Raw genomic sequence first — 21456 nt, 5'->3', positions numbered from 1 at the left:
AGAAAACCGGCACAAAGTGCCGGCATTTGATTCTGCTACCCTATATTATATGGGATACGGCGGGAGACTGCAATAGGCAGTTCTCGCCATTCGACTTTATTCAACCTTGACCTGGAGCCAGAGCTTGGTGTAGAGCTTGTCGATGGCTTCGCCGAGATACTGGTATGTCTCCTGACCGCGGTAGACCGCGGGGTCAGGGAAGGCAATCTCTATTTCGTCCTCGTCCATGTCGTCCTCGACGAGCGCCTGGACGGCAGTGTTCGGCGTGGAGTAGCCGAGTGCCTCGAAGTTCTTCGCGGCGATGTCCGGGCGGCAGAGGAAGTCGATGAACTTATGGGCATTCTCGACATGCTTGGCCTTCTTCGGGATGACCCAGCCGTCCATCCAGAGGTTCGTGCCCTCCTTCGGTGCGGGACAGAACGCGAGATCTGGATTGGCCTTGAGGAGGTTGATGGCCTCGCCCGAATAGATGACGCCGAGCGCGGCCTCTCCCGAGGCGAGCTTGTCGCGGATGTCGTCGACACCGTAGGCCTGGACGAGCGGCTTCTGCGCGATCAGCATGTCGCGCGCCGCCTCAAGTTCCTTCGAGTCCTTCGTGTTCATGGAATCTCCCATGAGGCGCAGCGGGATCATGAAGGCATCGCGCGCGGAATCCTGCATGAGGATCTCGTCCTTGTAGGCCGGGTCGAAGAGAGGCGACCAGCTGTCAATCTCACCATCTTCACTGTGAATGAGCTTCTTGTTGTACATAAGGCCGACCGTGCCCCAGCAGTACGGGATGGAATAGCGGTTGCCCGGGTCGTACGACTCAGCCTGCTTGAGGAAATCCTCGCCGATGTACTTCTTGGCATTCGGCAGCTGGTCGTAGTCGAGCGGCTGCAAGAGGTCGTTCTCGGCCATCTTCTGGATCATGTAGTCCGACGGGCAGATGAGGTCGTAATTCGTCGCTCCCTCCTTGACGCGCGGGTACATGCTCTCATTCGTGTCGAACTCGTCGAGCACGACGTGGATGCCCGTCTCCTCCTCGAACTGCGCGATGACGTCCGAGTCGAGGTAGTCGCCCCAGCTGTAGATGTAGAGCGTGTCATCCCCCGCCTCTTCCTCCTCGGCCAGGCTGTCACAGCCAGCCGTTAGGAAGGCCGTCATGAAACACAGGAGCAATAATAGAGCCGATAGTTTCTTCATCATACCCACTCCTTTCCCTGGCGGCGTTTCAGCAGGCGCCAGTTGACCATGAGCAGTGCCACAAAGGCGATGACGCCGAGGAAGAACAGTGTGGAGAGCGCGTACATCTCGGGATGGATGCCGAGCTTGAGCTGCGCGTAGATGGCTGTCGTCAAGGTGTCGATGCCCGCGCCCTTCGTGAAGTACGTCACGATGAAGTCGTCGGCCGACATGGCAAATGACAGCAGGAAGGCCGCGGCGATGCCGGGGCGCAGTTCCGGCAGGATGACCTTGCGGAAGGCCTGGAAAGGCGTCGCGCCGAGATCGAGCGCGGCCTCGTAGCAGACGTGGTCGAGTCCCATGACCTGCGGCAGGATGCAGAGCATCGCGTAGGGCAGGTTGATGACGACGTGCGCCATGAGGATCGTGTCGTAGCCGAGGCGCAGGCCGAGGCCGAGAAACAGCAGCATCAGCGAGATGCCCGTGACGATGTCGGCGTTGAGGAGCGGCACATTCGCGAGGCCGCGGAAGACGAGCTGGCTCTTCTTCGAGAGATTGCGGATGGCAAGCGCCGTGATGAGCCCGAGGAGCGTCGCGAAGAACGCAGCCGTCAGGCCAATCGTCAATGTGTTGAGGAATGCCTCAATGATGTCCTCGCTCGTGAAGAGCTTCTCGTACCACTGCAGGGTGAAGCCCGTCCACTGGCCGCGGTAGCGGCTCGCATTGAACGACTGCGCGATGAGGACAAGGATTGGCGCGTAGAGGAAGACGATGATGATGCCGAGATAGATTTTCTTGAGCTTTGCCATCACGAATCCACCTCCTGCTCCTTCGCATTGCGCTCCGAAAAGGCTTCTACCACGATATTGAGGATGATGAAGACCATGAGGATCATCGAGAGGGCGCTGCCGAGCTGCCAGTCATAGGCGGCCGTGAACTCCTGCTCGATGATGTTGCCGATCAGGAGGATCTTGTTGCCGCCGAGGAGCGCACTGATGACGAAAGTCGTCAGCGCGGGGATGAAGACCATCGTGCAACCGCTGATGACGCCGGGCAGCGAGAGCGGGAAGACGATGCGGCGAAAGGTCTGCCAGCGGCCCGCGCCGAGGTCGTGCGCCGCTTCGATGATGCTCTTGTCGATGTGCGAGAGCGAGACGTAGAGCGGCAGCACCATGTACGGCAGGAAGTTGTAGACCATGCCGATGACGATGGCCAGCGGCGTGTTGATGAGCGTGACCTCCGGCAGCGCGAGTGCGTGCAGCACCATGTTGATGATGCCGTTCTTCTCGAGGATGGTCTGCCAGGCCATCGTCGTCAGGAGCGAGTTCATCCAGAGCGGCAGCAGGAACAAGAGGAAGATCAGGACCATGCGGCCGCGCTTGATCTCCTGCAGGATCATGCAGAGCGGATAGGCGAGCACGAGGCAGATGACGGTGCTGACGAGTGCGAGCTCCACCGAGAGGCCGAGCGCCCTGAGATACTCCATCTGCACGGCCTCCCAGAGGTTCGCGAGCGTGAAGGCCCCTTCCCCATCCGTCAGGCCGTGATAGAGGACGAAGAAGAGCGGCAGCACGATGAAAAGGACGGCCCAGACCGTGAACGGCGCTGCAAACAGCCGCGCAACGCTTTTGCTGTCATGCATCATGCGCCGCCTCCTCATCTTCCGAGGCAGGCTTGGCCATGATCTGGATGTTCGCCGGCGCCAGGCGGATGCCGACTTCCCGGCCCTGCTCGTGGCCCGTGATTGTCTGGACAAGCCACGAGAAGCCGCCCGCCTCGATCGTGATGTCGTAGACCGTGCCCTTGAAGACGACAGAGCGGATGGTGCCGCGGTACTGGCCGTCCTCCGGCGCACAGATCTGGATGTCCTCCGGGCGGATCTGAACGTCGACGGGGACATTCTCGCCAAAGCCCGTGTTGATGCACGGGATGTCCTTGCCCAGGAGGTGGACGAGCTTGTCGCGCACCATGATGCCGTCGATGATGTTGCTGTCACCGATGAAGTCTGCGACAAAGGCGTTCTCCGGCTCATTGTAGACGCTCTCCGGCGTGCCGATCTGCTGGACCCAGCCCTGGTTCATGACGACGACCGTGTCCGACATCGAGAGGGCCTCCTCCTGGTCGTGCGTGACGAAGACGAAGGTGATGCCGAGCTCGCGCTTGATCTTGACGAGCTCGCGCTGCATGCTCTGGCGCAGTTTGAGGTCGAGCGCTGAAAGCGGCTCGTCGAGCAGCAGGACCTTCGGCTCGTTGACGACGGCGCGCGCGATGGCGATACGCTGCTGCTGGCCGCCCGAGAGCGCCGTGACGTCGGCATGCTCGTAGCCATCGAGGTTGACGAGCTTCAGCGCATACTTGATCTTGTCGCGGATGTAGGCGGCGGACTTGCCCTTGATCTTGAGGCCGAAGGCGATGTTCTCAGCCACATCCATGTTCGAGAACAGGGAATACTTCTGGAAGACGGTGTTGACCTGCCGCCTCTCCGGCGGCAGCTTCGTAATGTCCTGCCCGTCGAACAGGATGCGCCCCTTGTCCGGACGCTCAAAGCCGCCAATCAGGCGCAATGTCGTCGTCTTGCCACAGCCCGACGGCCCTAAGAGCGTCAGGAATTCGTTTTCGTGAATGACGAGGTTCAGGTCCTCGAGGATCTGACGGCTGCCATAGAATTTGTCGATATGCTCGAGTCTCAGCAATTCTTTCTCCAATTTTCACTCTCCCATCTGATACAGTCGCATTACAAGCTCGCGTTACTGAAATCGCAATATAAAAAGCCGAAAAACGGCCCTTCTATTCTATCATAGAAGAGCCATTTGTTTCAATTCGCAATTCAGTTGTCGTTGTGTCAAGCGCTGATGACCTGTCGCAAAACACGGCTTCAGGACTTCTGGCTGGCGAGCTCGTCCTCGGCTGCCTCGCCTGCGCCCTGGTAGTCGATCTGCTGGCCCTTCTTCTCAAAGGCCACGACGTGCTCCTCGTAATCGAAGCACTCCTGCGCGATGTCCTTGTTGAGCCAGAGCAGGCAGATGAGGTTCGGGATGATCATGAGGCCGTTCATCGTATCGGAGAAGTTCCAGACGACCTCGAGCGTCGTCGTCGCGCCAACAAAGGTCACGAGCGAGAAGATGACGCGGTAGGCCATGATGACCGGACGCTTCTCGATCAGGTATTCGAGCGCCTTCTCGCCATAGTACTCCCAGCCGAGGATGGTCGAGAACGCGAAGAGCGCAATCGAGACGGAGACGATGAGCTTCGCGTACGGGCCAAAGACCGTCGAGAACGCGAGGATCGTCAGCTGGACGCCAGAGACGAGCTTGCCCGTCGCCGGGTCGACCGTACCGAGCACACCGGATGAGGCGATGACGAGGCCCGTGAGCATGCAGATGATCATCGTGTCGAAGAAAGTGCCCGTCATGTTAACGTAGCCCTGGCGCGAAGCGTGGTCCGTGCGGGCCGCGGCCGCTGCAATCGGCGCGGAGCCGAGACCGGCCTCATTGGAGAATACGCCGCGCGCGACGCCCCAACGCATGGAGGTCAGCATCGAAGCGACGATGGAACCGCCGATGCCGCCCGCGACAGAATCAAACGAGAAGGCCATGCGGAACATCTCCGCGATGCCGGATGGCACGGCCTCAAAGTTGGCGCAGATGACGACAATCGAGACCAGGAAGTAGAAGGCGGCCATGACCGGCACGATGATGCTCGAGACGAAACCGATGCTGCGGATGCCGCGCACGAGGACGCTGAGCGCCATGACTGCGATGACACCGCCGATGAGCCACGTCGGGATGCCGTAGCTGCTCGAGAGCGCTGCCGCGATCGAGTTGGCCTGCGTCATGTTGCCGATGCCGAAGGAGGCAAGCACGACAAAGAGCGAGAACAGGAACGCAAGCGTGCGGCCGACGTACTTGTTCTTGATGCCGTTCTTCATCGCGTACATCGGGCCGCCGGCCATCTCGCCGACGCTGTTCGTCTCGCGGTACTTGACGGCCAGGACCGACTCACCGTACTTCGTCGAGAGGCCAAAGGCCGCGCTGATCCACATCCAGACGAGCGCACCCGGGCCGCCAAGGACCATGGCCGTTGCGACACCGACGATGTTGCCCGTGCCAATCGTTGCGGAGAGCGCCGTCATCAGCGACTGGAACGGCGAGATATCACCGGCGTGCTTGTCGCGCTTCGAGAAGACCATGTGGATCGCATAGCCGAGATTGCGCCATGGCAGGAACTTCAGGCGCACCGTCAGGAAAATGCCCGTACCGACGAGCAGTACCAGCATGACGGGGCCCCAGACAAAATTGTTGACATCCGCCAACAGCTTCGATAAATCCATAATACCCACCCCTTCAGGTTTCCGTTACGTTTGATGATGCCAGAAAAGGAAAAGCAATGTTGCTGTGATGGATGTCTCAAGCAACATTGCTTTGTGGATTATTATAGGAGTTTTTGAGAGCGTTGTCAATTGATTTCCTTTATGTATACACAGATGTACACGCAGGAAATCATTCTGCTGCGGGCTCTTCCTTGTCCTCCATATGTGCAGCGGCATAGGCGAGCAGGATGTGGCCGCTCTTGCGGTTCGTTGCGAGCGGCACGTCGTGGACGTCACAGAGGCGCAGCAGGGCGTTGATGTCCGGCTCGTGCGGCTGGGACGTCAGCGGGTCGCGCAGGAAGATGACATAGTCGACATCGCCGACGGCGACGCGCGCGCCAATCTGCTGGTCGCCGCCCATCGGGCCGGAGAGCATCGTCTCGACGCCGAGGCCGAAGGTGTCGTTGATCAGGGTACCTGTCGTGCGCGTCGCGATCAGGTGGAACTTCGAGAGGAGTTCCTTGTGGTGGCCGACGAACTCGAGCATCTCGCTCTTCTTCTTGTCGTGGGCAATCAGGGCAATCGTTTTCATTAATAAATCATCCTTTCTTTACTCTTGCTCTCTATTCATTCGCCACAGAATACCAAAAATCCTGCTTCATCCGGAGATGAAGCAGGATTTGCTGACCCCGGCGACGCCAACCAAGCGTGACGCTATGCCTAGCGCCACGCGCCAACCATAGAGACCGGAGTCAAAGGGGTTGTCTGTATCAAGGTATCAGAGTGCCGTGCGAGTCTCCTTCTTGCGCTGGCCGTACTGCTTGAGCACGGCGGCGATGATGAAGTTGAGCACGAAGCAGGCGGCAAAGAAGTAGAGCGAAGCCGTGTAGCCGCCCGTCTGCGCATGGAAGTACGAGACGATGGACGGTCCGGCGACGCCGGCGAGGCCCCAGGCCGTCAAGATGCGGCCGTGGATGGCGCTGAGCTGGCGCGTGCCGAAGATATCGGAGAGATAAGCCGGCATGCACGAGAAGCCGCCGCCATAGCAGCTGATGATCAAGAGCACGAGGAGCTCAAAGACGAGGGCTTCCTTCGTCTGGCCGAGCTGCCAGAACGCGAGGACCTCGAGCAGGAAGAAGAGCATGTAGACGCGGCCGCGGCCGATGAAGTCGGAGATTGTCGACCAGACGATGCGGCCGCCGCCATTGAAGACGCCAATGATGCCGACCATCGAGGCAGCAGCTGCGGCATCCATGCCGATGACTTCCTGGGCCATCGGCGAGGCAACAGCCAGGAGGCCGATGCCGCACGTGATGTTGACGAAGAAGATCCACCAGAGCGAGGCGAACTGCCACGTCTTGAGCGCCTCATTGGCCGTCACCCCCTGCTGGATGTGCGTGACCTTGCCCGTGCTGTCCTTAAGGACCGGCGGCTTCAGATAGAGCGAAGATGCACCCATGATGAGCATGTAGGCACAGCCGAGAATCAGGAAGTTGTTGACGAGTCCGACGGTCGCCGTCAGGTACTGCATGACAGGCCCCGCGATCAGTGCCGCAAAGCCGAAGCCCATGATGGCGAGGCCCGTCGCAAAGCCGCGGTGATCCGGGAAGTATTTGACGAGTGTCGAGACTGGCGTGATGTAGCCAACACCGAGGCCGATGCCGCCGATGACACCGTAGAAGAGATACAGGAGCGTGAGGCTCTGTGCCGAGATGGCGTAAGCCGTGCCGAGCATGCCCGCGCCGAAGAACGTCATGGCAATCAGGCCGCTCTTCTTCGGGCCGATCTTCTCGACGAAGCTGCCGAGGAAGCCCGCGGAGAATCCGAGGAACAGGATGGCCAGCGAGAAGGTCCAGGTCGTCTCGGCGAGCGAGAAGCCCATCTCCTTCATGATGGGGCGCGTCAGGACGCTCCATGCATAGACACTGCCGATCGAGATGTGGATCCCGACGGCGCTCAGCGCGATAAGCCAGCGATTTCTCATTTGATCTACCTCCAGAAATGCCTTGGGCATCCATCCGCGGAGAATCAAAAAAGACCGTCCGGAACAGATGCCCTGCCCAGACGGTCGGCTGATCATAACGTTGCAGGACATGTGGTCAATTCCACTCATCCGTCAGCCCTGCAAGGCTTCTTTTTTGTTTTTATACCTTCATTATATGAGCCCTGCAACGCGGCGTCAAGAGAGAAACGTCACAAAAAGAAAATTTTCTACTGCTGCTTGTGCTGCTGCTCTTTCTGATAGGCGGCACGCGCGAGTTCGCCGCGCAGGCCCTCGTAGAACTGCACGAGGCCGCTCGTGATGCTCTCACGCACATCGTCATCGATCTTGGACCGCTTCTTGAGCTCGCGCGTCGTCTCGATGATGTTGCCGATGGTCAGGATGTAGTTGTACTCATCCTCGAGTACGGCAGCGGCATCAAGGGGCGGCAGGCAGTGCACTTCCTGGGCGAGCGCATCGTACTCGGCCGAGAGGGCGCGCAGGTTCTTCTTCTGCGTCAGCGCGAGGTCGAGGTTCGCCTCCGTCACGCGCGCGAGGCCCGCGTTCATCTTGTCGCGCAGCGCGTGCATCTTCTGGATGCGTTTCTGGAGCTGCGCGAGGGCGCGCCCCGTCTGGCGCTGCTCTGGTGTCATCTCATTCGTCATTTCTCGTTTCCTTTCGATTCCCGGTTCATCTACTCATCCGATCCACAAAAAAGCCCCCGGAAAAACCGAGGGTCTTTGCAAACTCTGTCCAGTATACCACAGGCAGGCTATCTGACGCAATCAGAGGTCTGGGCGCACGCCGGTCTTGCCGGTGAATTTATGGTAGGCTGCGCCCTGTCTGCGGCCCATGAGCTCGGCGAAGAGCTCCTCCGGGGAGATGTTGTGATAGGCGAGCAGGACGAGGCAGTGATACCAGAGGTCGCCCATCTCATAGAGGATCTCCTTGCGGACGTTGTTCTTCGAGGCGATGATTGTCTCGACGGCCTCCTCGCCTACCTTCTTCAGGATCTTGTCCTGGCCCTTGTCGAACAGGTAGTTCGTGTAGGAACCCTCGACCGGGTTGAGGCGGCGGTCCTGGATGACGTTGTAGAGATCGTAGAGGACAGCAGCGAGGTCGGCCTTCTTCTCCGGCGGCACGACAGCGATGCCCTTCTCCTCCCCGCCTGCGAGCTTGCGGCCGCTGAAGCAGGTGTACGTGCCCGTATGGCAGGCGACGCCCGTCTGATGCACGCGCACGAGCAATGTGTCGCCGTCGCAGTCGTAGGAGATTTCCTTGACCTTCTGGACGTTGCCAGACGTCTCGCCCTTCTGCCAGAGCTTCTGGCGGCTGCGGCTGAAGAACCAGGTGTAGCCCGTCTCCAGCGTCTTCTTGAGGGATTCCTCGTTCATGTAGGCCAGCATGAGCACCTGGCCGTTCTCCTCCTGCACGACGGCAGGCACAAGGCCCTTCTCGTCGAACTTGACCATCGAGATGTCAATCGTATTTTCTGCATTTGCCATTAGAATCGAACCTCCACTCCGCGGGATTTCAAGTATTCCTTGACCTGACGCACGGTGAACTGGCCGTAATGGAAGACGGATGCCGCGAGCACGGCGTCGGCATGGCCGAGGGTCAGGACGTCGTAGAAGTGCTCGAGCTTGCCGGCGCCGCCCGAGGCAATGACCGGCACGTTGACGGCGTCGGAGACGGCGCGCGTCAGCTCGATGTCGTAGCCATCCTTCGTGCCGTCGGCATCCATGCTCGTCAGAAGGATCTCGCCGGCGCCGAGCTCGACGGCCTTCTTGACCCACTCAAGGCAGTCGAGGCCAGTCGGCGTGCGGCCGCCGTTGACGTAGACCTCCCACTTTTGGTCGCCCGCGCGACGCGCGTCGACGGCGAGCACCATGCACTGGCGGCCAAACTTCTCCGCGCCCTCCTTGAGGAGGCCCGGATTCTTTACGGCTGCCGTGTTGAGCGACGTCTTGTCGGCACCGGCCTTGAGCATGCGGCGCATGTCCTCGACCGTGCGGATGCCGCCGCCGACCGTGAACGGGATGAACACCTTCGAGGCGCAGTCGCGCGCGACATTGACCATCGTGCCGCGGTTGTCGCTCGAGGCCGTGATATCGAGGAAGACGAGCTCATCCGCCCGCTCCTCGTCGTAACGGGCAGCGAGCTCGACGGGGTCGCCCGCGTCGCGCAGTCCGACAAAGTTCGTGCCCTTGACGACACGCCCGTCCTTGACGTCAAGACAAGGGATAATGCGTTTCGTATACATCTATTTTAGTCCTCCTTCGCCGCGATTTCAATAGCCTTCGCGAGGTCCAGCGTCCCCATGTAGATGGACTTGCCGACGATGACGCCCTCGATGCCGTCCTTCTCATAGGGCTTCAGCGCCTCGATGTCGGCGATGGACTTGACGCCGCCCGAAGCGACGATGGCGACGCCGCTCTCTCGGGCGAGCTTGGCCGTCGCTTCGACATTGACGCCCGAAAGCGTGCCGTCGCGCGAGATATCCGTGTAGATGATCGTCTTGACGCCGGCCTTCTTCATCTCCTTGGCGAGTGCCGTGGCTTCGACATTGCCCGAGACGCCCCAGCCGTCGACAGCGACGATGCCGTCCTTGGCGTCGATGCCGACGACGATGCGGTCGCCGTACTTCGCGCAGGCCTCGCGGACGAGCTCCGGATCGCGCACGGCAACGGAGCCGAGGATGACGCGGCGCACGCCGAGCGCGAGGACGTCATCGATGTTCTCCATCGTGCGGATGCCGCCGCCGAGCTCGACAGGGATGTCGACGGCCGCGAGGATCTTCTCGACCGTCGCGAGATTCTGCGACTTGCCGGCAAGCGCCCCGTCGAGGTCGACGAGGTGCAGGAACTCGGCGCCCTGCGCCTGCCACTTTTTTGCCATCTCCTCTGGTTTGTCCGAGAAGACCGTCTCCTTCTCAAAGTCGCCTTTCAAGAGTCGCACGCACTTGCCGCCGCGGATATCGATTGCTGGGAATATGATCATGGGATTCTCCTCTTAACCTTCTTAACCTTCAACAAAATTCTTCAGGATGGCGAGCCCGACGTCGCCGGATTTCTCCGGGTGGAACTGCGTGGCCTGGATGTTGCCGCAGGCGACGGCGGCCGTCAGCTGCTCGCCGTACTCCGTCGTGGCCGTGATGACGCTCTTGTCCTCCGGCACGGCGTGGTAGCTGTGCACGAAGTAGACGTAGGGCTTGTCCGAGAGGCCTTTGAAGAGGTCAAGCTTCTCGCGCGGCTCGCGGACCTTGATGGAGTTCCAGCCCATGTGCGGGACTTTGAGGCCCGGCGCCTGGATCTTCTTCACCATGCCGTGAATGAGGCCGAGGCCTTTCGCCCCCGGGCTCTCCTCGCTGCCATCGAAGAGGACCTGCAGGCCGACACAGATGCCAAGCAGCGGCTTTTCTGCAGCGACAGACTCCTTGAGCACGGGGATGAGGCCGCTCTCTTCGAGATTCTTCATGCAGTCGCCGAAGGCACCGACGCCCGGCAGCACGATCTTGTCGGCCTGGCGGATGGTGCTCTCGTCACTCGTCACGCGGACATCCGCGCCGAGCGCGGCAAAAGCCTTCTCGGCGCTGAAGAGATTGCCGACACCGTAATCAATGATTGCAATCATGCATATTCCTCCTATCGTATCGGGCACGGGCTCAGAGCGAGCCCTTCGTCGACGGGATGCCGTCAACGCGCGGGTCCTTCTCGACGGCGATGCGCAGAGCGTGGCCGAGGGCCTTGAAGATGGCCTCTACCTTGTGGTGCGAGTTCTTGCCGTAGAGTACGCGGACGTGCAGGGTGATGCCAGCATTGATGGCGAAGGCCCGCAGGAATTCCTCGGTGAGCTCCGTATCGTAGCCGCCGATCATCGGGGCCATCTCGCCGCCGTCGTAGACGAGGAACGGACGGCCGCTGATGTCTAAAGAGACGAAGGCCAGCGCTTCGTCCATCGGCAGATAGAACGTACCGTAGCGGCGGATGCCCTTCTTATCGCCGATGGCCTGCTTGAACGCCTGCCCCAGCGTGATGCCGATGTCCTCGACGGAATGATGCCCGTCGACGTCGATGTCGCCGTCGCAGGCGAGTGTGAGGTCCATGAGGCCGTGGGCCGTCATGAGGTTGAGCATATGGTCAAAGAAGCCGATTCCCGAGTCGATGACACCGTGGCCGTTGCCATCGAGATTGAGGATGAGCTTGACGCTCGTCTCTGCCGTCTTGCGCTCGACGGTCGCTGTGCGGATACTCATGCTCTCCCCTCCGTGAATGCCTTGAAGTAGCTGTACCAGATGTCGTTCTCCTCGCGGCGGCCCATCGAGATGCGCAGGCAGTCCTTGAGGCCCGGCGCATCGCCGAAGTGGCGCACACCGATTCCCTTCGACTCGAAGAGCGCGTTGAGCTCCTGCGCCTTATCGTAGTGGACGAGGATGAAGTTCGTCTCCGACGGGAAGACTTTGACACCCGGCAGCTTCTTGAGCTCTTCCTGCATGCGCTTGCGCTCCGAGATCATGATCTGGATATGCGGCACGAACTCCTGGCGCATCTGGTAGCAGATGTCGGCCGTGACGAGTGAGAGCACATTCATGTGGTACGGCATGTAGGACTTGTCGATCATCTCGACGATCTTCGCATCCGCGAGCATGTAGCCCACGCGGCACGAGGCGAGGCCGTACGCCTTCGAGAAGGTGCGCGCAATGATCATGTTCGGGTACTTTGCCAGCAGGCGCACTGCCGTCTGACCGTAGAATTCCATGTACGCCTCGTCGACGAGGAAGGCGCAGTCGATATTCGAGGCAATCTTCTCGATCTCTTCGACCGTGAAGGCATTGCCCGTCGGGTTGTTCGGATTGCAGATGACGGCGAGCGTCGCCTTCTCTTCGTTGACCGTCTGGATGAACTTGTCGATGTCGAGCGAGTAGTCCTCCGGATTGAGGTCGACGGGCACGCCCATGGCCTCAGCCGCCTTGGCGTAGATCTTGTACATCGAGAACGACGGCTGCGGATAGACGATCTTAGCCTCCGGGCTGCCGCCAAAGCAGTAGAAGAGCTTCTCGATGATCTCAGACGAGCCGCTGCCGATCAGCACGTTCTCGCGCTGCATGGAGAAGTTGCGCGCGATCTGGTCGCGCAGGTCATCGTACTGCTCATTCGGATAGCGATTGAACGCGACCGTCCCGAGGCGGTTCATGACGCGCTCCTCGACGAGCGGCGGCAGGCTCATATTGCACTCATTGGCGTTGATCTTGATCTCCCAGGGACGCTCGACGACGTCGTAGGATGGCATATCGGCAAGGCCGTTGCGGTAATTCAGCATAGTCCCCTATCCCTTCTATATCAGATATCGATTATTTACCTATCGTTTCACTTCTGCTCGCGGCGGATGCGGATGGCATTGGCATGTGCCTGCAAGCCCTCGGTCTCCGCGAGGCGGATGATGTCCTCGCTGACATCGGAGAGCGCCGGCTGCGTGTACGAGATGATGCTCGTGCGCTTCATGAACGTCTCGACGTTGAGCACGGAGTAGTAGCGCGCCGTACCGCCCGTCGGCAGCACGTGGTTCGGGCCGGCGAAGTAGTCGCCGAGCGGCTCCGGCGAGTAAGCACCGAGGAAGACGGCACCGGCATGGCGCACGTACGGCAGCAGCTGGAACGGCTGGGCCGTCAGGAGCTCCATGTGCTCCGGCGCCGAGACATTGGCAAAGCGCATGGCCTGCATCATGTCCTCGGCGACGACGATCAGGCCGTTGCGGTCAATCGACGCCTGCGCAATCTCGCGGCGCGGCAGCTTGGCGAGCTGTTTCTCCGCTTCCTTTGCGACCTTGCCGGCAAGCTCCTCATCGTCCGTGATGACGATGCTCGAGGCCAGCGGGTCGTGCTCGGCCTGGCTCAGCATGTCGGCCGCCGTGTAAACGGGGTCCGCCGTCTTGTCGGCGACGATGAGGATCTCGCTCGGCCCTGCGAGCATGTCGATGTCGACATGGCCGTAGACCTCTTTCTTGGCCAGCGTGACGAAGATGTTGCCCGGGCCCGTGATCTTGTCGACACGCGGGATGGTCTCCGTGCCGAAGGCCATCGCAGCGATGGCCTGAGCGCCGCCGATCTTGTAGATTTTCTTGACGCCGGCCGCACGCGCGGCGATGAGGACATAGGGATTGATCTTGCCGTTCTTCGGCGGTACCATCATGATGATCTCACCGACACCGGCGACCGAGGCCGGCACAGCGTTCATGATGACGGATGACGGGTAGGCAGCCGTGCCGCCCGGCACGTAGATGCCGACGCGGTCGAGCGGGATGATGGACTGGCCGAGGATGGAGCCCTTCTCGCGATACGTCATCCACGAGTTCGGCTTCTGCTCCTGATGGTAGCGGCGCACGTTCTCAGCCGCCTTGCGCAGCGACTCGACGACGGCGGGATCTGCCGCCTTCTCAGCCGCCTCATACTCGGCCTCCGTCACGAGGAAGTCCTCAGGCTTGTAGTCGACCCGGTCGATGAGGCTCGTGTAGCGGATGACCGCGGCGTCGCCCTCGCGGCGCACATCGCCGACGATCTGGCGCACGAGCTCGGCTGCCGTCATATCGCGGCCAAACGTCTTCTTGTTGGCCTCGCGGATTTTCGGGCTGAGCTCTACTTCATCAAAGGATGCCTTCGTCAGCATCTTCTCAATGGCATATTCTCCGACTTCACTGGCTTTTACGATCTTCATCTATACTTCCTCGCTTTCCACTGTCTATCCCTGCTGCTGTGCTTACGCCTCAGCCTTTGCCTGCTGCTCGAGCTCGAGAATCTTGCGCAGCTCTTCCGTGAGCTGGCTGATGCGGTCGAACTTGAGCTTGAAACTCACGCGGTTGACGATGAGCCGCGCCGTCGCGTCGAGGATGTAGGCAATCTCCTCGAGGTCGTTTTCCCGGAGCGTCGTGCCCGTCTCGACGATATCGACGATGCTCTCAGAGAGCCCGACGATCGGGCCGAGCTCGATCGAGCCGTTTAGCTTGATGTACTCCATCTGCATGCCGTGCTTGTTGAAGAACTGCTCGGCGATGTGCGGGAACTTCGTCGCGACGCGCGTGTGGTCGTAGTCGACGAGCTTCTCGCGCTTCTCGGCCTTCGGCACCGCCATCATGAGGTGGCAGCGGCCAAAGCCGAGGTCTAGAAGCTCGTAGACATCCTTGCCCGACTCCAGCAGCACATCCTTGCCGATGACGCCGATGTCGGCCGCGCCGTACTCGACGTACGTCGGCACATCTGCCGTCTTGGAGACGATGAAGCGGATCTTCTTCTCTTCATTCGAGATGACGAGTTTGCGCGACTTATCCGAAAGACCTTCCGCCGTGTAGCCCGCCTTGGCTAAGAGGTCAGCCGAGAGCGAGAAGAGCTTGCCCTTCGGCAGGGCGATGGTCAGGTAATCCATGGTATTTTTCATATTCCCTCTCCTGAGATGATTCTACGATTTTCGTTCTTTATCTTACTAAAGGATTCGATGAACCCTATGTTAACACCAAAATCACGATTCGTCAAGAAATCTTTGTAAAATGTTTTATTGTGTTCTTAGAGAAAACGAATGTGCTTAATTCTGTGCATCGGCCTCGCGCAGCAGCGTGAGCACAAAGCTGTCGCCGGCCGATGCTGCCTGATGATGGCACTCGATGACGCCGGCCTCCGCCTCCATGCCGATCCCGCGCAGCAGAGCCGCGCCGATGGCGGGATGATGGCGGTAGACGTAGAGCGCATGGCCCAAACGGCCCTCGCGCATCATGAGGCGCCCGGAAGTGCGCGGCAAGTAGTGCATCATCAGGACGGCGAAGACCTTGCCGAGGATGTCGAGGTCCCCCCTGCGGCGGCCGACATCGTGCAGCAGCGCGCAGCGGATGAGGAAGGCACGCTGCTCTTCTGGCAGCCCGCGCTCGCCTGCAAGCGCACGCGACGTATAGGCGACATTACACGCGTGGACCTGGTCGGCCGGATGCATCGCGTAGAAGAGCGGCAGTGCCTTCGCGGGCAAGTTCGCGCGCACAAAGGCGTGGTCAGCCTCCCCCATATGCTGCGTGACAGCGCGCACGAACTGGCGCACGCGCCCGTACATCTGCTGTAGCATGGTCAGGCGAGATAGACGAGGCTCTCGTAGCCCTTCGTCTGCTGCATCTCGCGGGCATCCGCCTCATCCTGGCACATGAGCGCGAGCTCGACGACCTTGCCGTCTGCGCGCAGCTCCTGTGCCTTCTGGATGGCGTCGTGCTCGCGGCCCGGCGCGTAGCCGAGATAGACGTCTTTCGACTGGTCCGGCTTCTCGAGCCCCTGGCGCGTCAGCGCGAGCAGGATGCGCTCGATGCCGATGGCAAAACCCGTGGCCGGGCAGGCATTGCCAAAATCCGAAAGCAGGTGGTCGTAACGACCGCCGCCAGCGAGCGGGAAGCCGAGCTCCGGCGTGTAGGCCTCGAAGACCATGCCCGTGTAGTAGCTGAAATCGCGGATGATGCCGAGGTCAAAGCGCACATACTGCTCGACGCCGTACGACTTCAGCAGGCGGTAGATCTCCGCGAGGTTGTCGAGTGCGCGGCGGCTCTGCTCGTTGAGTGCCAGCGTGTAGCTCTTCTTGAGCATCTCCTCGCCGCCGTTCAGAAGCGGCAGATAGCCGAGCGTCTTCTTGGCCTTCTCCGGAAGTCCGAGCGCCTTGATCGCGCGGTGGAAGGAGACGAGGTCGTGCTTCTCGAGCGCCGTCTGGAGCTTCTGCTTCGTCTCGTCGGCGAGCTGGTACTGGTTCATGATGCCCGAGACGAACTCGACCTGGCCGAGGCAGATCGTGAAGTCCGTGAGGCCGGCGCGCAGCAAGCCCTGGATGGCGAGCGCGATGACCTCGGCATCAGCAAAGGCCGTCGCGCTGCCCATGAGCTCGACGCCGGCCTGATGGAACTCACACTGGCGGCCAGCCTGCGTCTGCTCATAGCGGAAGGCACTGCTGACGTAGGAGAGCTTCAGCGGCTGCGGATAGTCGCGCAGGCGGCTGGCTGCGAGGCGCGCAATCGGTGTCGTCATCTCATGGCGCAGCGCGAGCGTGCGGTTATCCTTGTCGAAGAGCTTGAAGAGATGCGGCTCCAGTGCGCGGCTCGTGCCGAGCGTCAAGTTGTCGAGGTACTCGATGGTCGGCGTGACGACCTCGTCGTAGCCCCACTCCGCAAACAAGGAAGCGAGCTCCGTCTCGATGGCGCGCTTCTCCGCAGCCTCCACCGGCAGGAAGTCGCGCATGCCGTACGGGATCTCCAGTGTCAGTCTTTCTTTATCCATGGGTCTGTCTCCTTTTATCTTGATTGCATTCTCTTCCTATTATAAAAACTCATTCAGTCGCCTGAAGAGTCCTCCCCCTCATCCGGGTCCAGGCGATCGAGAACAATGTTGTAGCCGTCTGCGCCGTAATTGAGGCAGCGCTTGACGCGGCTGATTGTCGCCGTGCTCGCACCCGTGCGCGCGACGATGTCATCGTACGTATGACCCGCGCGCAGCATCCGCGCAACCTCGAGCCGCTGGCTCATCGCCTTGAGCTCGCTGATCGTGCAGAGGTCTTCAAAGAACTGGTAGCACTCATCCACCGTCTCCAGCGACAGCATCGCCTCACAGAGCTGGTCGTTGAGCTCATCCTTGAGTTTTGGGTTCACCATACCCATTCCCTCCTCATATCGAATCCGAAAAGCAAAACTTTTCGTCTTTAATCCTTTAGTTAGTGAAAATTTATTGTCATTATAACACAGCTATTGCAAAAAGAAAAGGGATTCGCCGAAAATTTGTCACAGAGTATCGCTTGCTGAGAATGCCTGCCCCTCCATGCGATACGCTGCATCAAAAAAGACTGCCGCTAGGGCAGTCTTTTTTGTAGTACAGAACAGTGTGTCAGGCGTTCATCGCGAACTTGACGACGGCTTTCATGCCTGGCTTGAGGGTGAAGTTGAGGCCGGACGGGATGGAGATGCGGATGATCATGACGTCTTCATCCGCATCATCTGCATCTGTGGCCTCGGCAGTTGTCTTGGGCTGATTGCTTGCAGCAGGTTGGCCATTGGCAGCGTCGCCGTCAGCGGCACCGGCTGTCCCAGCCTGCGCATTCTGCGCATCCTGGCTGTTCTGGCCAGCACCAGCACCATTTGCGCCAGCTGCATTCGCCGCATTGTCGTTGTCGGCGCTGGCAGCTGCATCTGCGCTATCGGCCGAAGCCTGGTCATCTTTCTTGACCGGCTGCTGGATATCCTGGACGGAGCCCTGGAGCTGGTGGCCTTCGATCTCGTAGGAGACAAACTGGCCGAGGCGGATCTTCGCGGCCTTGTCGGGGCTGACCTTGGCCTCGATCCAGATGTCGTCGGCATTGCCGACGCTCGCGACCGTCTCGCCTGCCTTGACCGTCGAACCCTCGTCAATGCCCTGCGCGTAGTAGACCGTGCCGGCTACCGGCGCGACGATGTCCGTCTCAGCGGCATCCTGCTTGGCATTGTCGAGCGCGGTCTGCGCCTGCTTGAGCTGGAGCTCTGCATTCTGCACGGCCTTCGGGTCAGGCGGCTGTGTCGTCGTCTGGTAGCGGACGGCCGGCGAAGAAGACGGCGCAGAAGCAGCAGGAGCCGAAGACGAAGCAGCTGCTACGGCCGCATGATAGGCCGAGACGGCAGCATCGCGCTGTACGGCGCTGATGGCACCCATCTCGAAGAGCTCGTTCATGCGATTCATGCGGGACTCAGCATTCGCGACGCTCTGCAAGGAACCGCTGCTGCGCGGTGCGCTCGCAGCCGGTGCCGGCGCAGGGCTCGGCACGGCGACCGTCACGGTCTGCCCCTTCTTGACCTCATCGAGGTTGCGCTGCGAGAGCGCGACGGTCTGCTCGAGGTTCGCAATCTGCTCGTCCGTCACCGTGCTCTTTACATGGGCGATGACATCGCCGGCCTCAACGTGCTCACCGTCTTCGACGACCTTCTCCGTGATCACCGCATTGCCGTGTACTTTCGCCGCGACGAGCGAGCTCGTGACCTGCGCGTCGTAGACGTTGAAGTACTTATGCTGATGCTGGTAGTAGTAGATGCCGCCAGCACAGAGCACGGCAATGAGAATCAGGCCGACGAGGCCGTATTTCATCAAATACTGTACTTTTTTTGTGATATCGACTTCCAAGATTCAGGACCCTCCATCATCTATCATCTGTTTATAAGGTGCCAAGATATCAAGGAACCTCCCTCATAAGGAGGGAGGTTCCTGCTGTAATCTCTTAAGCAAGCTGTGCTTCGATGACGGCCACTGCCTTCTCGAATGCCTGCGGCAGGGCTTCTGCCTTCTTGCCACCAGCCTGTGCCATGTCCGGACGTCCGCCGCCGCCGCCACCGACGACTGCTGCGGCTTCCTTGATGATCTTGCCGGCATGGATGCCGCGCTTCACGGCATCCTTCGATGCCTTGACGACGAGGTTGACCTTGCCATCGTTGGCGCAGCCGAGCACGACGACGCCGCTCTCGATCTTACTGAGCGTGAGGTCGGCGACTTCGCGCAGGGAGTCCATGTTCTCGACGTTGGCCTTGCCCGTGACGACGGAGATACCGTTGACTTCCTTGACGCCAGCGATGAGCTGCTGAGCATCGGCCTTCTCCTGCATCGCCGCGACATCAGCGAGCTTGCCGGCCATCTCCTTGTTCTCGGCCTGCAGCTTCTCGACAGCTGCGGGGACATCGTCCTCGTTCGCCTTGAGCAGGGATGCTGCCTTCTGCAGGACAGCGAACTTCTCGTTCGCGTAGTCGAGCGCAGCCTTGCCCGTGATAGCTTCGATGCGGCGCACGCCCGAGGCGATGCCCGTCTCGCCGACGATCTTGAACATGCCGATCTGGCCGACATTCTTGACGTGCGAGCCAGCGCAGAGCTCCATCGAGAAGCCCGGCACGCGGACAACGCGCACGACATCGCCGTATTTCTCCGAGAAGAGCGCCATCGCGCCGGCCTTCTTGGCCTCCTCGAGGCTCATGTGCGAGATCTCGACATCCTGGCCCTTGAGGATGACCTTGTTGACGAGCTCCTCGACATCCGCGAGCTGCTGCGGCGTGACCGGCTCGAAGTTCGTGAAGTCGAAGCGCAGGCGGTCCGGCGTGACGGAAGAACCGGCCTGGTTGACCTGGTCGCCGACGACCTGCTTGAGGGCTGCCTGCAAGAGATGCGTTGCCGTGTGGTTGCGCGCCGAAGCAAGCTTCTTCTCCTGGTCGACCTCGATCTTGACCGTCTCGCCGACCTTGAGCTGGCCTTCCTCTACGTACGAGACGTGGTAGACCGTGCCGTCCGGCAGCTTCTTGGCGTTCGTGGCCTTGATGCGGCCGAACTCGCCGAGCAGCATGCCTTCGTCGCCGACCTGTCCGCCGCCCTCTGCGTAGAACGGGGTCTTGTCGAGGATGATGCCGGCCTCTTCGCCGTCCGTGATCTCGTCGACGAGCTTGCCGTCCTTCCAGATGGCGACGACCTTGCCTTCTTTGGCCTCCGGGTCAACCGTGAGCTTCGATACGTCGATGCCCGAGAGGTCCGGCACAGCGACGCGCTGGTTCTCGGCGCGGGCATTTCTCGCGCGCTCGCGCTGCTCGTTCATGGCCTTGTCGAAGCCCTCTTTGTCGAGGTCGAGGCCGTTCTCGTGTAGGATCTCCTCGGTGAGCTCCCACGGGAAGCCGAACGTGTCGTAGAGGCGGAAGCCGACTTCACCCGGCAGCTCCTCCTTGCCGTCAGCTTTCAGTGCCTTGATCTCCTCGTCGAGCAGGTCCATGCCCTGGTTGAGCGTCGCGGCAAAGCGGTCTTCCTCGATGCTGATGACTTTCTTGATGTAGTCGTGCTTGGCGACGAGCTCGCCAAAGTCGCTGGCATCGCGATAGATTTCAACGACGGCGTCAACAGCGCCCTCGAGGAACTTGCCCTTGATGCCGAGCATGCGGCCGTGGCGGATGGCGCGGCGCAGGATGCGGCGCAGCACATAGCCGCGGCCCTCATTCGACGGCAGGATGCCGTCCATGATCATGACAGCCATGGAGCGCGCGTGGTCGGCGATGACCTTCAGCGAGATGTCCGTCTTCTCGTCTTTGCCGTACTCGACGCCTGCGACCTTGGCCGCGTACTCGATGATCGGGTAGAGAAGATCCGTCTCGAAGTTCGTCTTTTTGTTCTGCACGACGGATGCGAGTCGCTCGAGGCCGCAGCCCGTATCGATGTTCTTATGGGCGAGATTCTTGTAGGAGCCGTCTTCCTGACGATCGTACTGCGTGAAGACGAGGTTCCAGATCTCGAGATAGCGGTCGCAGTCGCAGCCGACGGCGCAGGTCGGCGAACCGCAGCCGCGCTCCTCACCGAGGTCGATGTAGATCTCGGAGTCCGGGCCGCACGGGCCAGGGCCGATTTCCCAGAAGTTGTCGTCCATCTTGACGATGTGGTCCTGCGGGAAGCCCGGCTGGGACTTCCAGATCTCAATGGCTTCCTTGTCGTCCGGATAGACCGTGACCCAGAGCTTGTCTTTCGGCAGCTCGATGACTTCCGTCAGGAATTCCCAAGCCCAGGGAATGGCCTCGCCCTTGAAATAATCGCCGAACGAGAAGTTGCCGAGCATCTCGAAGAACGTCTGATGGCGCGCCGTGCGGCCGACATTCTCGATGTCGCCCGTGCGGACGCAGCGCTGGCTCGTCGTCACGCGCGTGCGGGGCGGCTTCATCTTGCCCGTGAAGAAAGGCTTCAGCGGAGCCATGCCGGCGCCGATCAGCAACAAGGTCGGATCGTCCTGCGGGATCAGCGAGAAGCTCGGCAGACGCAGATGACCTTTCTTTTCCGAAAAGAACTGCAGATAAGCTTCACGCAGTTCGTTACCACTCATGTACTTCAAAAAAATCTACCCCCATAAGAGAAATCCTGATGATTATCTCTGGTATTACACATGGAATTTACTGGAAATTACATAACCATCCTCAAGTATACCACAAGCATCCTGTGCTTTTCCAGTCTGTTGACCATTTTTCA

At 60.3% G+C, this 21456-nt stretch carries 21 protein-coding genes and 1 riboswitch; all 21 genes read right to left on the bottom strand.

The genetic code is table 11. The features are described 5' to 3' along the window. Nucleotides 1–96: 96 nt before the first annotated feature. Nucleotides 97–1185 carry an ABC transporter substrate-binding protein gene (locus B2X55_RS10165; protein ID WP_286822023.1) on the bottom strand — a complete coding sequence of 363 codons (1089 nt, stop codon included), beginning with the start codon at nt 1183–1185 and terminating at the stop codon, nt 97–99. After that, the gene (locus B2X55_RS10160; RefSeq protein ID WP_055161454.1) at nt 1185–1973 is read right to left on the bottom strand and encodes an ABC transporter permease; all 789 of its coding nucleotides are present in this window, start codon (nt 1971–1973) and stop codon (nt 1185–1187) included. The genes B2X55_RS10165 and B2X55_RS10160 overlap by 1 nt, the downstream gene beginning before the upstream one ends. After that, the gene (locus tag B2X55_RS10155) at nt 1973–2806 is read right to left on the bottom strand and encodes an ABC transporter permease (protein WP_036375119.1); all 834 of its coding nucleotides are present in this window, start codon (nt 2804–2806) and stop codon (nt 1973–1975) included. The genes B2X55_RS10160 and B2X55_RS10155 overlap by 1 nt, the downstream gene beginning before the upstream one ends. Further along, nucleotides 2799–3869, bottom strand: a complete 1071-nt coding sequence (locus tag B2X55_RS10150) for an ABC transporter ATP-binding protein (protein WP_036374970.1) — start codon at nt 3867–3869, stop codon at nt 2799–2801. The genes B2X55_RS10155 and B2X55_RS10150 overlap by 8 nt, the downstream gene beginning before the upstream one ends. A gap of 170 nt (nt 3870–4039) precedes the next feature. Further along, entirely contained in the window at nt 4040–5494 is a 1455-nt protein-coding gene (locus B2X55_RS10145) for an alanine/glycine:cation symporter family protein (protein WP_286822021.1), read from the bottom strand. A gap of 169 nt (nt 5495–5663) precedes the next feature. After that, on the bottom strand, nt 5664–6065 hold the full coding sequence (locus tag B2X55_RS10140) for a methylglyoxal synthase (protein ID WP_036374976.1): 402 nt from the start codon (nt 6063–6065) through the stop codon (nt 5664–5666). A 186-nt stretch (nt 6066–6251) separates the two neighbouring features. Continuing rightward, a complete protein-coding gene (locus B2X55_RS10135) occupies nt 6252–7457 on the bottom strand; it encodes an L-lactate MFS transporter (RefSeq protein ID WP_055161460.1) in 1206 nt (401 codons plus the stop codon). A gap of 67 nt (nt 7458–7524) precedes the next feature. Continuing rightward, nucleotides 7525–7607: riboswitch (ZMP/ZTP riboswitch) on the bottom strand. 77 nt (nt 7608–7684) lie between these two features. Beyond that, nucleotides 7685–8119 (bottom strand): hypothetical protein, encoded by a 435-nt coding sequence (locus tag B2X55_RS10130; RefSeq protein WP_036374982.1) that lies wholly within the window; start codon nt 8117–8119, stop codon nt 7685–7687. A 120-nt stretch (nt 8120–8239) separates the two neighbouring features. Then, nucleotides 8240–8959: a bifunctional phosphoribosyl-AMP cyclohydrolase/phosphoribosyl-ATP diphosphatase HisIE gene (hisIE, locus tag B2X55_RS10125; protein WP_286822019.1), complete on the bottom strand. Its 720-nt coding sequence runs from the start codon at nt 8957–8959 to the stop codon at nt 8240–8242. Then, a complete protein-coding gene (hisF, locus tag B2X55_RS10120; RefSeq protein WP_036374988.1) occupies nt 8959–9717 on the bottom strand; it encodes an imidazole glycerol phosphate synthase subunit HisF in 759 nt (252 codons plus the stop codon). Before hisF ends, hisIE begins: the two co-directional genes overlap by 1 nt. A gap of 5 nt (nt 9718–9722) precedes the next feature. Beyond that, nucleotides 9723–10454, bottom strand: a complete 732-nt coding sequence (gene hisA / locus B2X55_RS10115; protein WP_270529015.1) for a 1-(5-phosphoribosyl)-5-[(5-phosphoribosylamino)methylideneamino]imidazole-4-carboxamide isomerase — start codon at nt 10452–10454, stop codon at nt 9723–9725. A gap of 21 nt (nt 10455–10475) precedes the next feature. Continuing rightward, complete coding sequence (hisH, locus tag B2X55_RS10110) at nt 10476–11087, bottom strand: imidazole glycerol phosphate synthase subunit HisH (protein ID WP_286822018.1); 612 nt, start codon at nt 11085–11087, stop codon at nt 10476–10478. Nucleotides 11088–11118: 31 nt separating this feature from the next. Next, the gene (gene hisB / locus B2X55_RS10105; protein ID WP_286822017.1) at nt 11119–11709 is read right to left on the bottom strand and encodes an imidazoleglycerol-phosphate dehydratase HisB; all 591 of its coding nucleotides are present in this window, start codon (nt 11707–11709) and stop codon (nt 11119–11121) included. Continuing rightward, nucleotides 11706–12773, bottom strand: coding sequence for a histidinol-phosphate transaminase (gene hisC, locus B2X55_RS10100; RefSeq protein ID WP_286822015.1), 1068 nt, complete (start codon nt 12771–12773; stop codon nt 11706–11708). Before hisC ends, hisB begins: the two co-directional genes overlap by 4 nt. Nucleotides 12774–12820: 47 nt before the next feature. Continuing rightward, the gene (gene hisD, locus B2X55_RS10095) at nt 12821–14164 is read right to left on the bottom strand and encodes a histidinol dehydrogenase (RefSeq protein ID WP_286822014.1); all 1344 of its coding nucleotides are present in this window, start codon (nt 14162–14164) and stop codon (nt 12821–12823) included. 42 nt (nt 14165–14206) lie between these two features. Further along, complete coding sequence (gene hisG, locus B2X55_RS10090; RefSeq protein ID WP_270529011.1) at nt 14207–14881, bottom strand: ATP phosphoribosyltransferase; 675 nt, start codon at nt 14879–14881, stop codon at nt 14207–14209. 144 nt (nt 14882–15025) lie between these two features. After that, entirely contained in the window at nt 15026–15553 is a 528-nt protein-coding gene (locus tag B2X55_RS10085; RefSeq protein ID WP_286822013.1) for a phosphohydrolase, read from the bottom strand. A gap of 2 nt (nt 15554–15555) precedes the next feature. After that, nucleotides 15556–16740 carry an ATP phosphoribosyltransferase regulatory subunit gene (gene hisZ, locus B2X55_RS10080; protein ID WP_286822012.1) on the bottom strand — a complete coding sequence of 395 codons (1185 nt, stop codon included), beginning with the start codon at nt 16738–16740 and terminating at the stop codon, nt 15556–15558. Nucleotides 16741–16793: 53 nt separating this feature from the next. Continuing rightward, a complete protein-coding gene (locus tag B2X55_RS10075) occupies nt 16794–17111 on the bottom strand; it encodes a YerC/YecD family TrpR-related protein (RefSeq protein WP_270529009.1) in 318 nt (105 codons plus the stop codon). A gap of 229 nt (nt 17112–17340) precedes the next feature. Then, the gene (locus tag B2X55_RS10070; RefSeq protein ID WP_286822009.1) at nt 17341–18603 is read right to left on the bottom strand and encodes an HlyD family secretion protein; all 1263 of its coding nucleotides are present in this window, start codon (nt 18601–18603) and stop codon (nt 17341–17343) included. A gap of 94 nt (nt 18604–18697) precedes the next feature. Next, nucleotides 18698–21313 (bottom strand): alanine--tRNA ligase, encoded by a 2616-nt coding sequence (alaS, locus tag B2X55_RS10065; protein ID WP_286822077.1) that lies wholly within the window; start codon nt 21311–21313, stop codon nt 18698–18700. Between the last annotated feature and the right edge of the window lie 143 nt (nt 21314–21456).

The sequence above is a fragment of the Mitsuokella sp. UBA4253 genome (assembly GCF_002395285.1).
In the GTDB taxonomy this organism is placed as follows: Bacteria; Bacillota; Negativicutes; order Selenomonadales; family Selenomonadaceae; genus Mitsuokella; species Mitsuokella jalaludinii.
This window is presented reverse-complemented; position numbering and strand designations above follow the sequence as displayed.

Excerpts from the sequence above, each read along its gene's own strand:
- B2X55_RS10135 (WP_055161460.1), bottom strand. The coding sequence starts at position 7,457 with ATGAGAAATCGCTGGCTTATCGCGCTGAGCGCCGTCGGGATCCACATC.
- hisIE (WP_286822019.1), bottom strand. The coding sequence starts at position 8,959 with ATGGCAAATGCAGAAAATACGATTGACATCTCGATGGTCAAGTTCGAC.
- alaS (WP_286822077.1), bottom strand. The coding sequence starts at position 21,313 with ATGAGTGGTAACGAACTGCGTGAAGCTTATCTGCAGTTCTTTTCGGAA.
- B2X55_RS10165 (WP_286822023.1), bottom strand. The coding sequence starts at position 1,185 with ATGAAGAAACTATCGGCTCTATTATTGCTCCTGTGTTTCATGACGGCC.
- hisD (WP_286822014.1), bottom strand. The coding sequence starts at position 14,164 with ATGAAGATCGTAAAAGCCAGTGAAGTCGGAGAATATGCCATTGAGAAG.
- B2X55_RS10075 (WP_270529009.1), bottom strand. The coding sequence starts at position 17,111 with ATGGTGAACCCAAAACTCAAGGATGAGCTCAACGACCAGCTCTGTGAG.
- B2X55_RS10145 (WP_286822021.1), bottom strand. The coding sequence starts at position 5,494 with ATGGATTTATCGAAGCTGTTGGCGGATGTCAACAATTTTGTCTGGGGC.
- B2X55_RS10130 (WP_036374982.1), bottom strand. The coding sequence starts at position 8,119 with ATGACGAATGAGATGACACCAGAGCAGCGCCAGACGGGGCGCGCCCTC.
- hisH (WP_286822018.1), bottom strand. The coding sequence starts at position 11,087 with ATGATTGCAATCATTGATTACGGTGTCGGCAATCTCTTCAGCGCCGAG.
- B2X55_RS10160 (WP_055161454.1), bottom strand. The coding sequence starts at position 1,973 with ATGGCAAAGCTCAAGAAAATCTATCTCGGCATCATCATCGTCTTCCTC.
- hisF (WP_036374988.1), bottom strand. The coding sequence starts at position 9,717 with ATGTATACGAAACGCATTATCCCTTGTCTTGACGTCAAGGACGGGCGT.
- B2X55_RS10155 (WP_036375119.1), bottom strand. The coding sequence starts at position 2,806 with ATGCATGACAGCAAAAGCGTTGCGCGGCTGTTTGCAGCGCCGTTCACG.
- B2X55_RS10140 (WP_036374976.1), bottom strand. The coding sequence starts at position 6,065 with ATGAAAACGATTGCCCTGATTGCCCACGACAAGAAGAAGAGCGAGATG.
- hisZ (WP_286822012.1), bottom strand. The coding sequence starts at position 16,740 with ATGGATAAAGAAAGACTGACACTGGAGATCCCGTACGGCATGCGCGAC.
- hisA (WP_270529015.1), bottom strand. The coding sequence starts at position 10,454 with ATGATCATATTCCCAGCAATCGATATCCGCGGCGGCAAGTGCGTGCGA.
- hisG (WP_270529011.1), bottom strand. The coding sequence starts at position 14,881 with ATGAAAAATACCATGGATTACCTGACCATCGCCCTGCCGAAGGGCAAG.
- hisC (WP_286822015.1), bottom strand. The coding sequence starts at position 12,773 with ATGCTGAATTACCGCAACGGCCTTGCCGATATGCCATCCTACGACGTC.
- hisB (WP_286822017.1), bottom strand. The coding sequence starts at position 11,709 with ATGAGTATCCGCACAGCGACCGTCGAGCGCAAGACGGCAGAGACGAGC.
- B2X55_RS10085 (WP_286822013.1), bottom strand. The coding sequence starts at position 15,553 with ATGCTACAGCAGATGTACGGGCGCGTGCGCCAGTTCGTGCGCGCTGTC.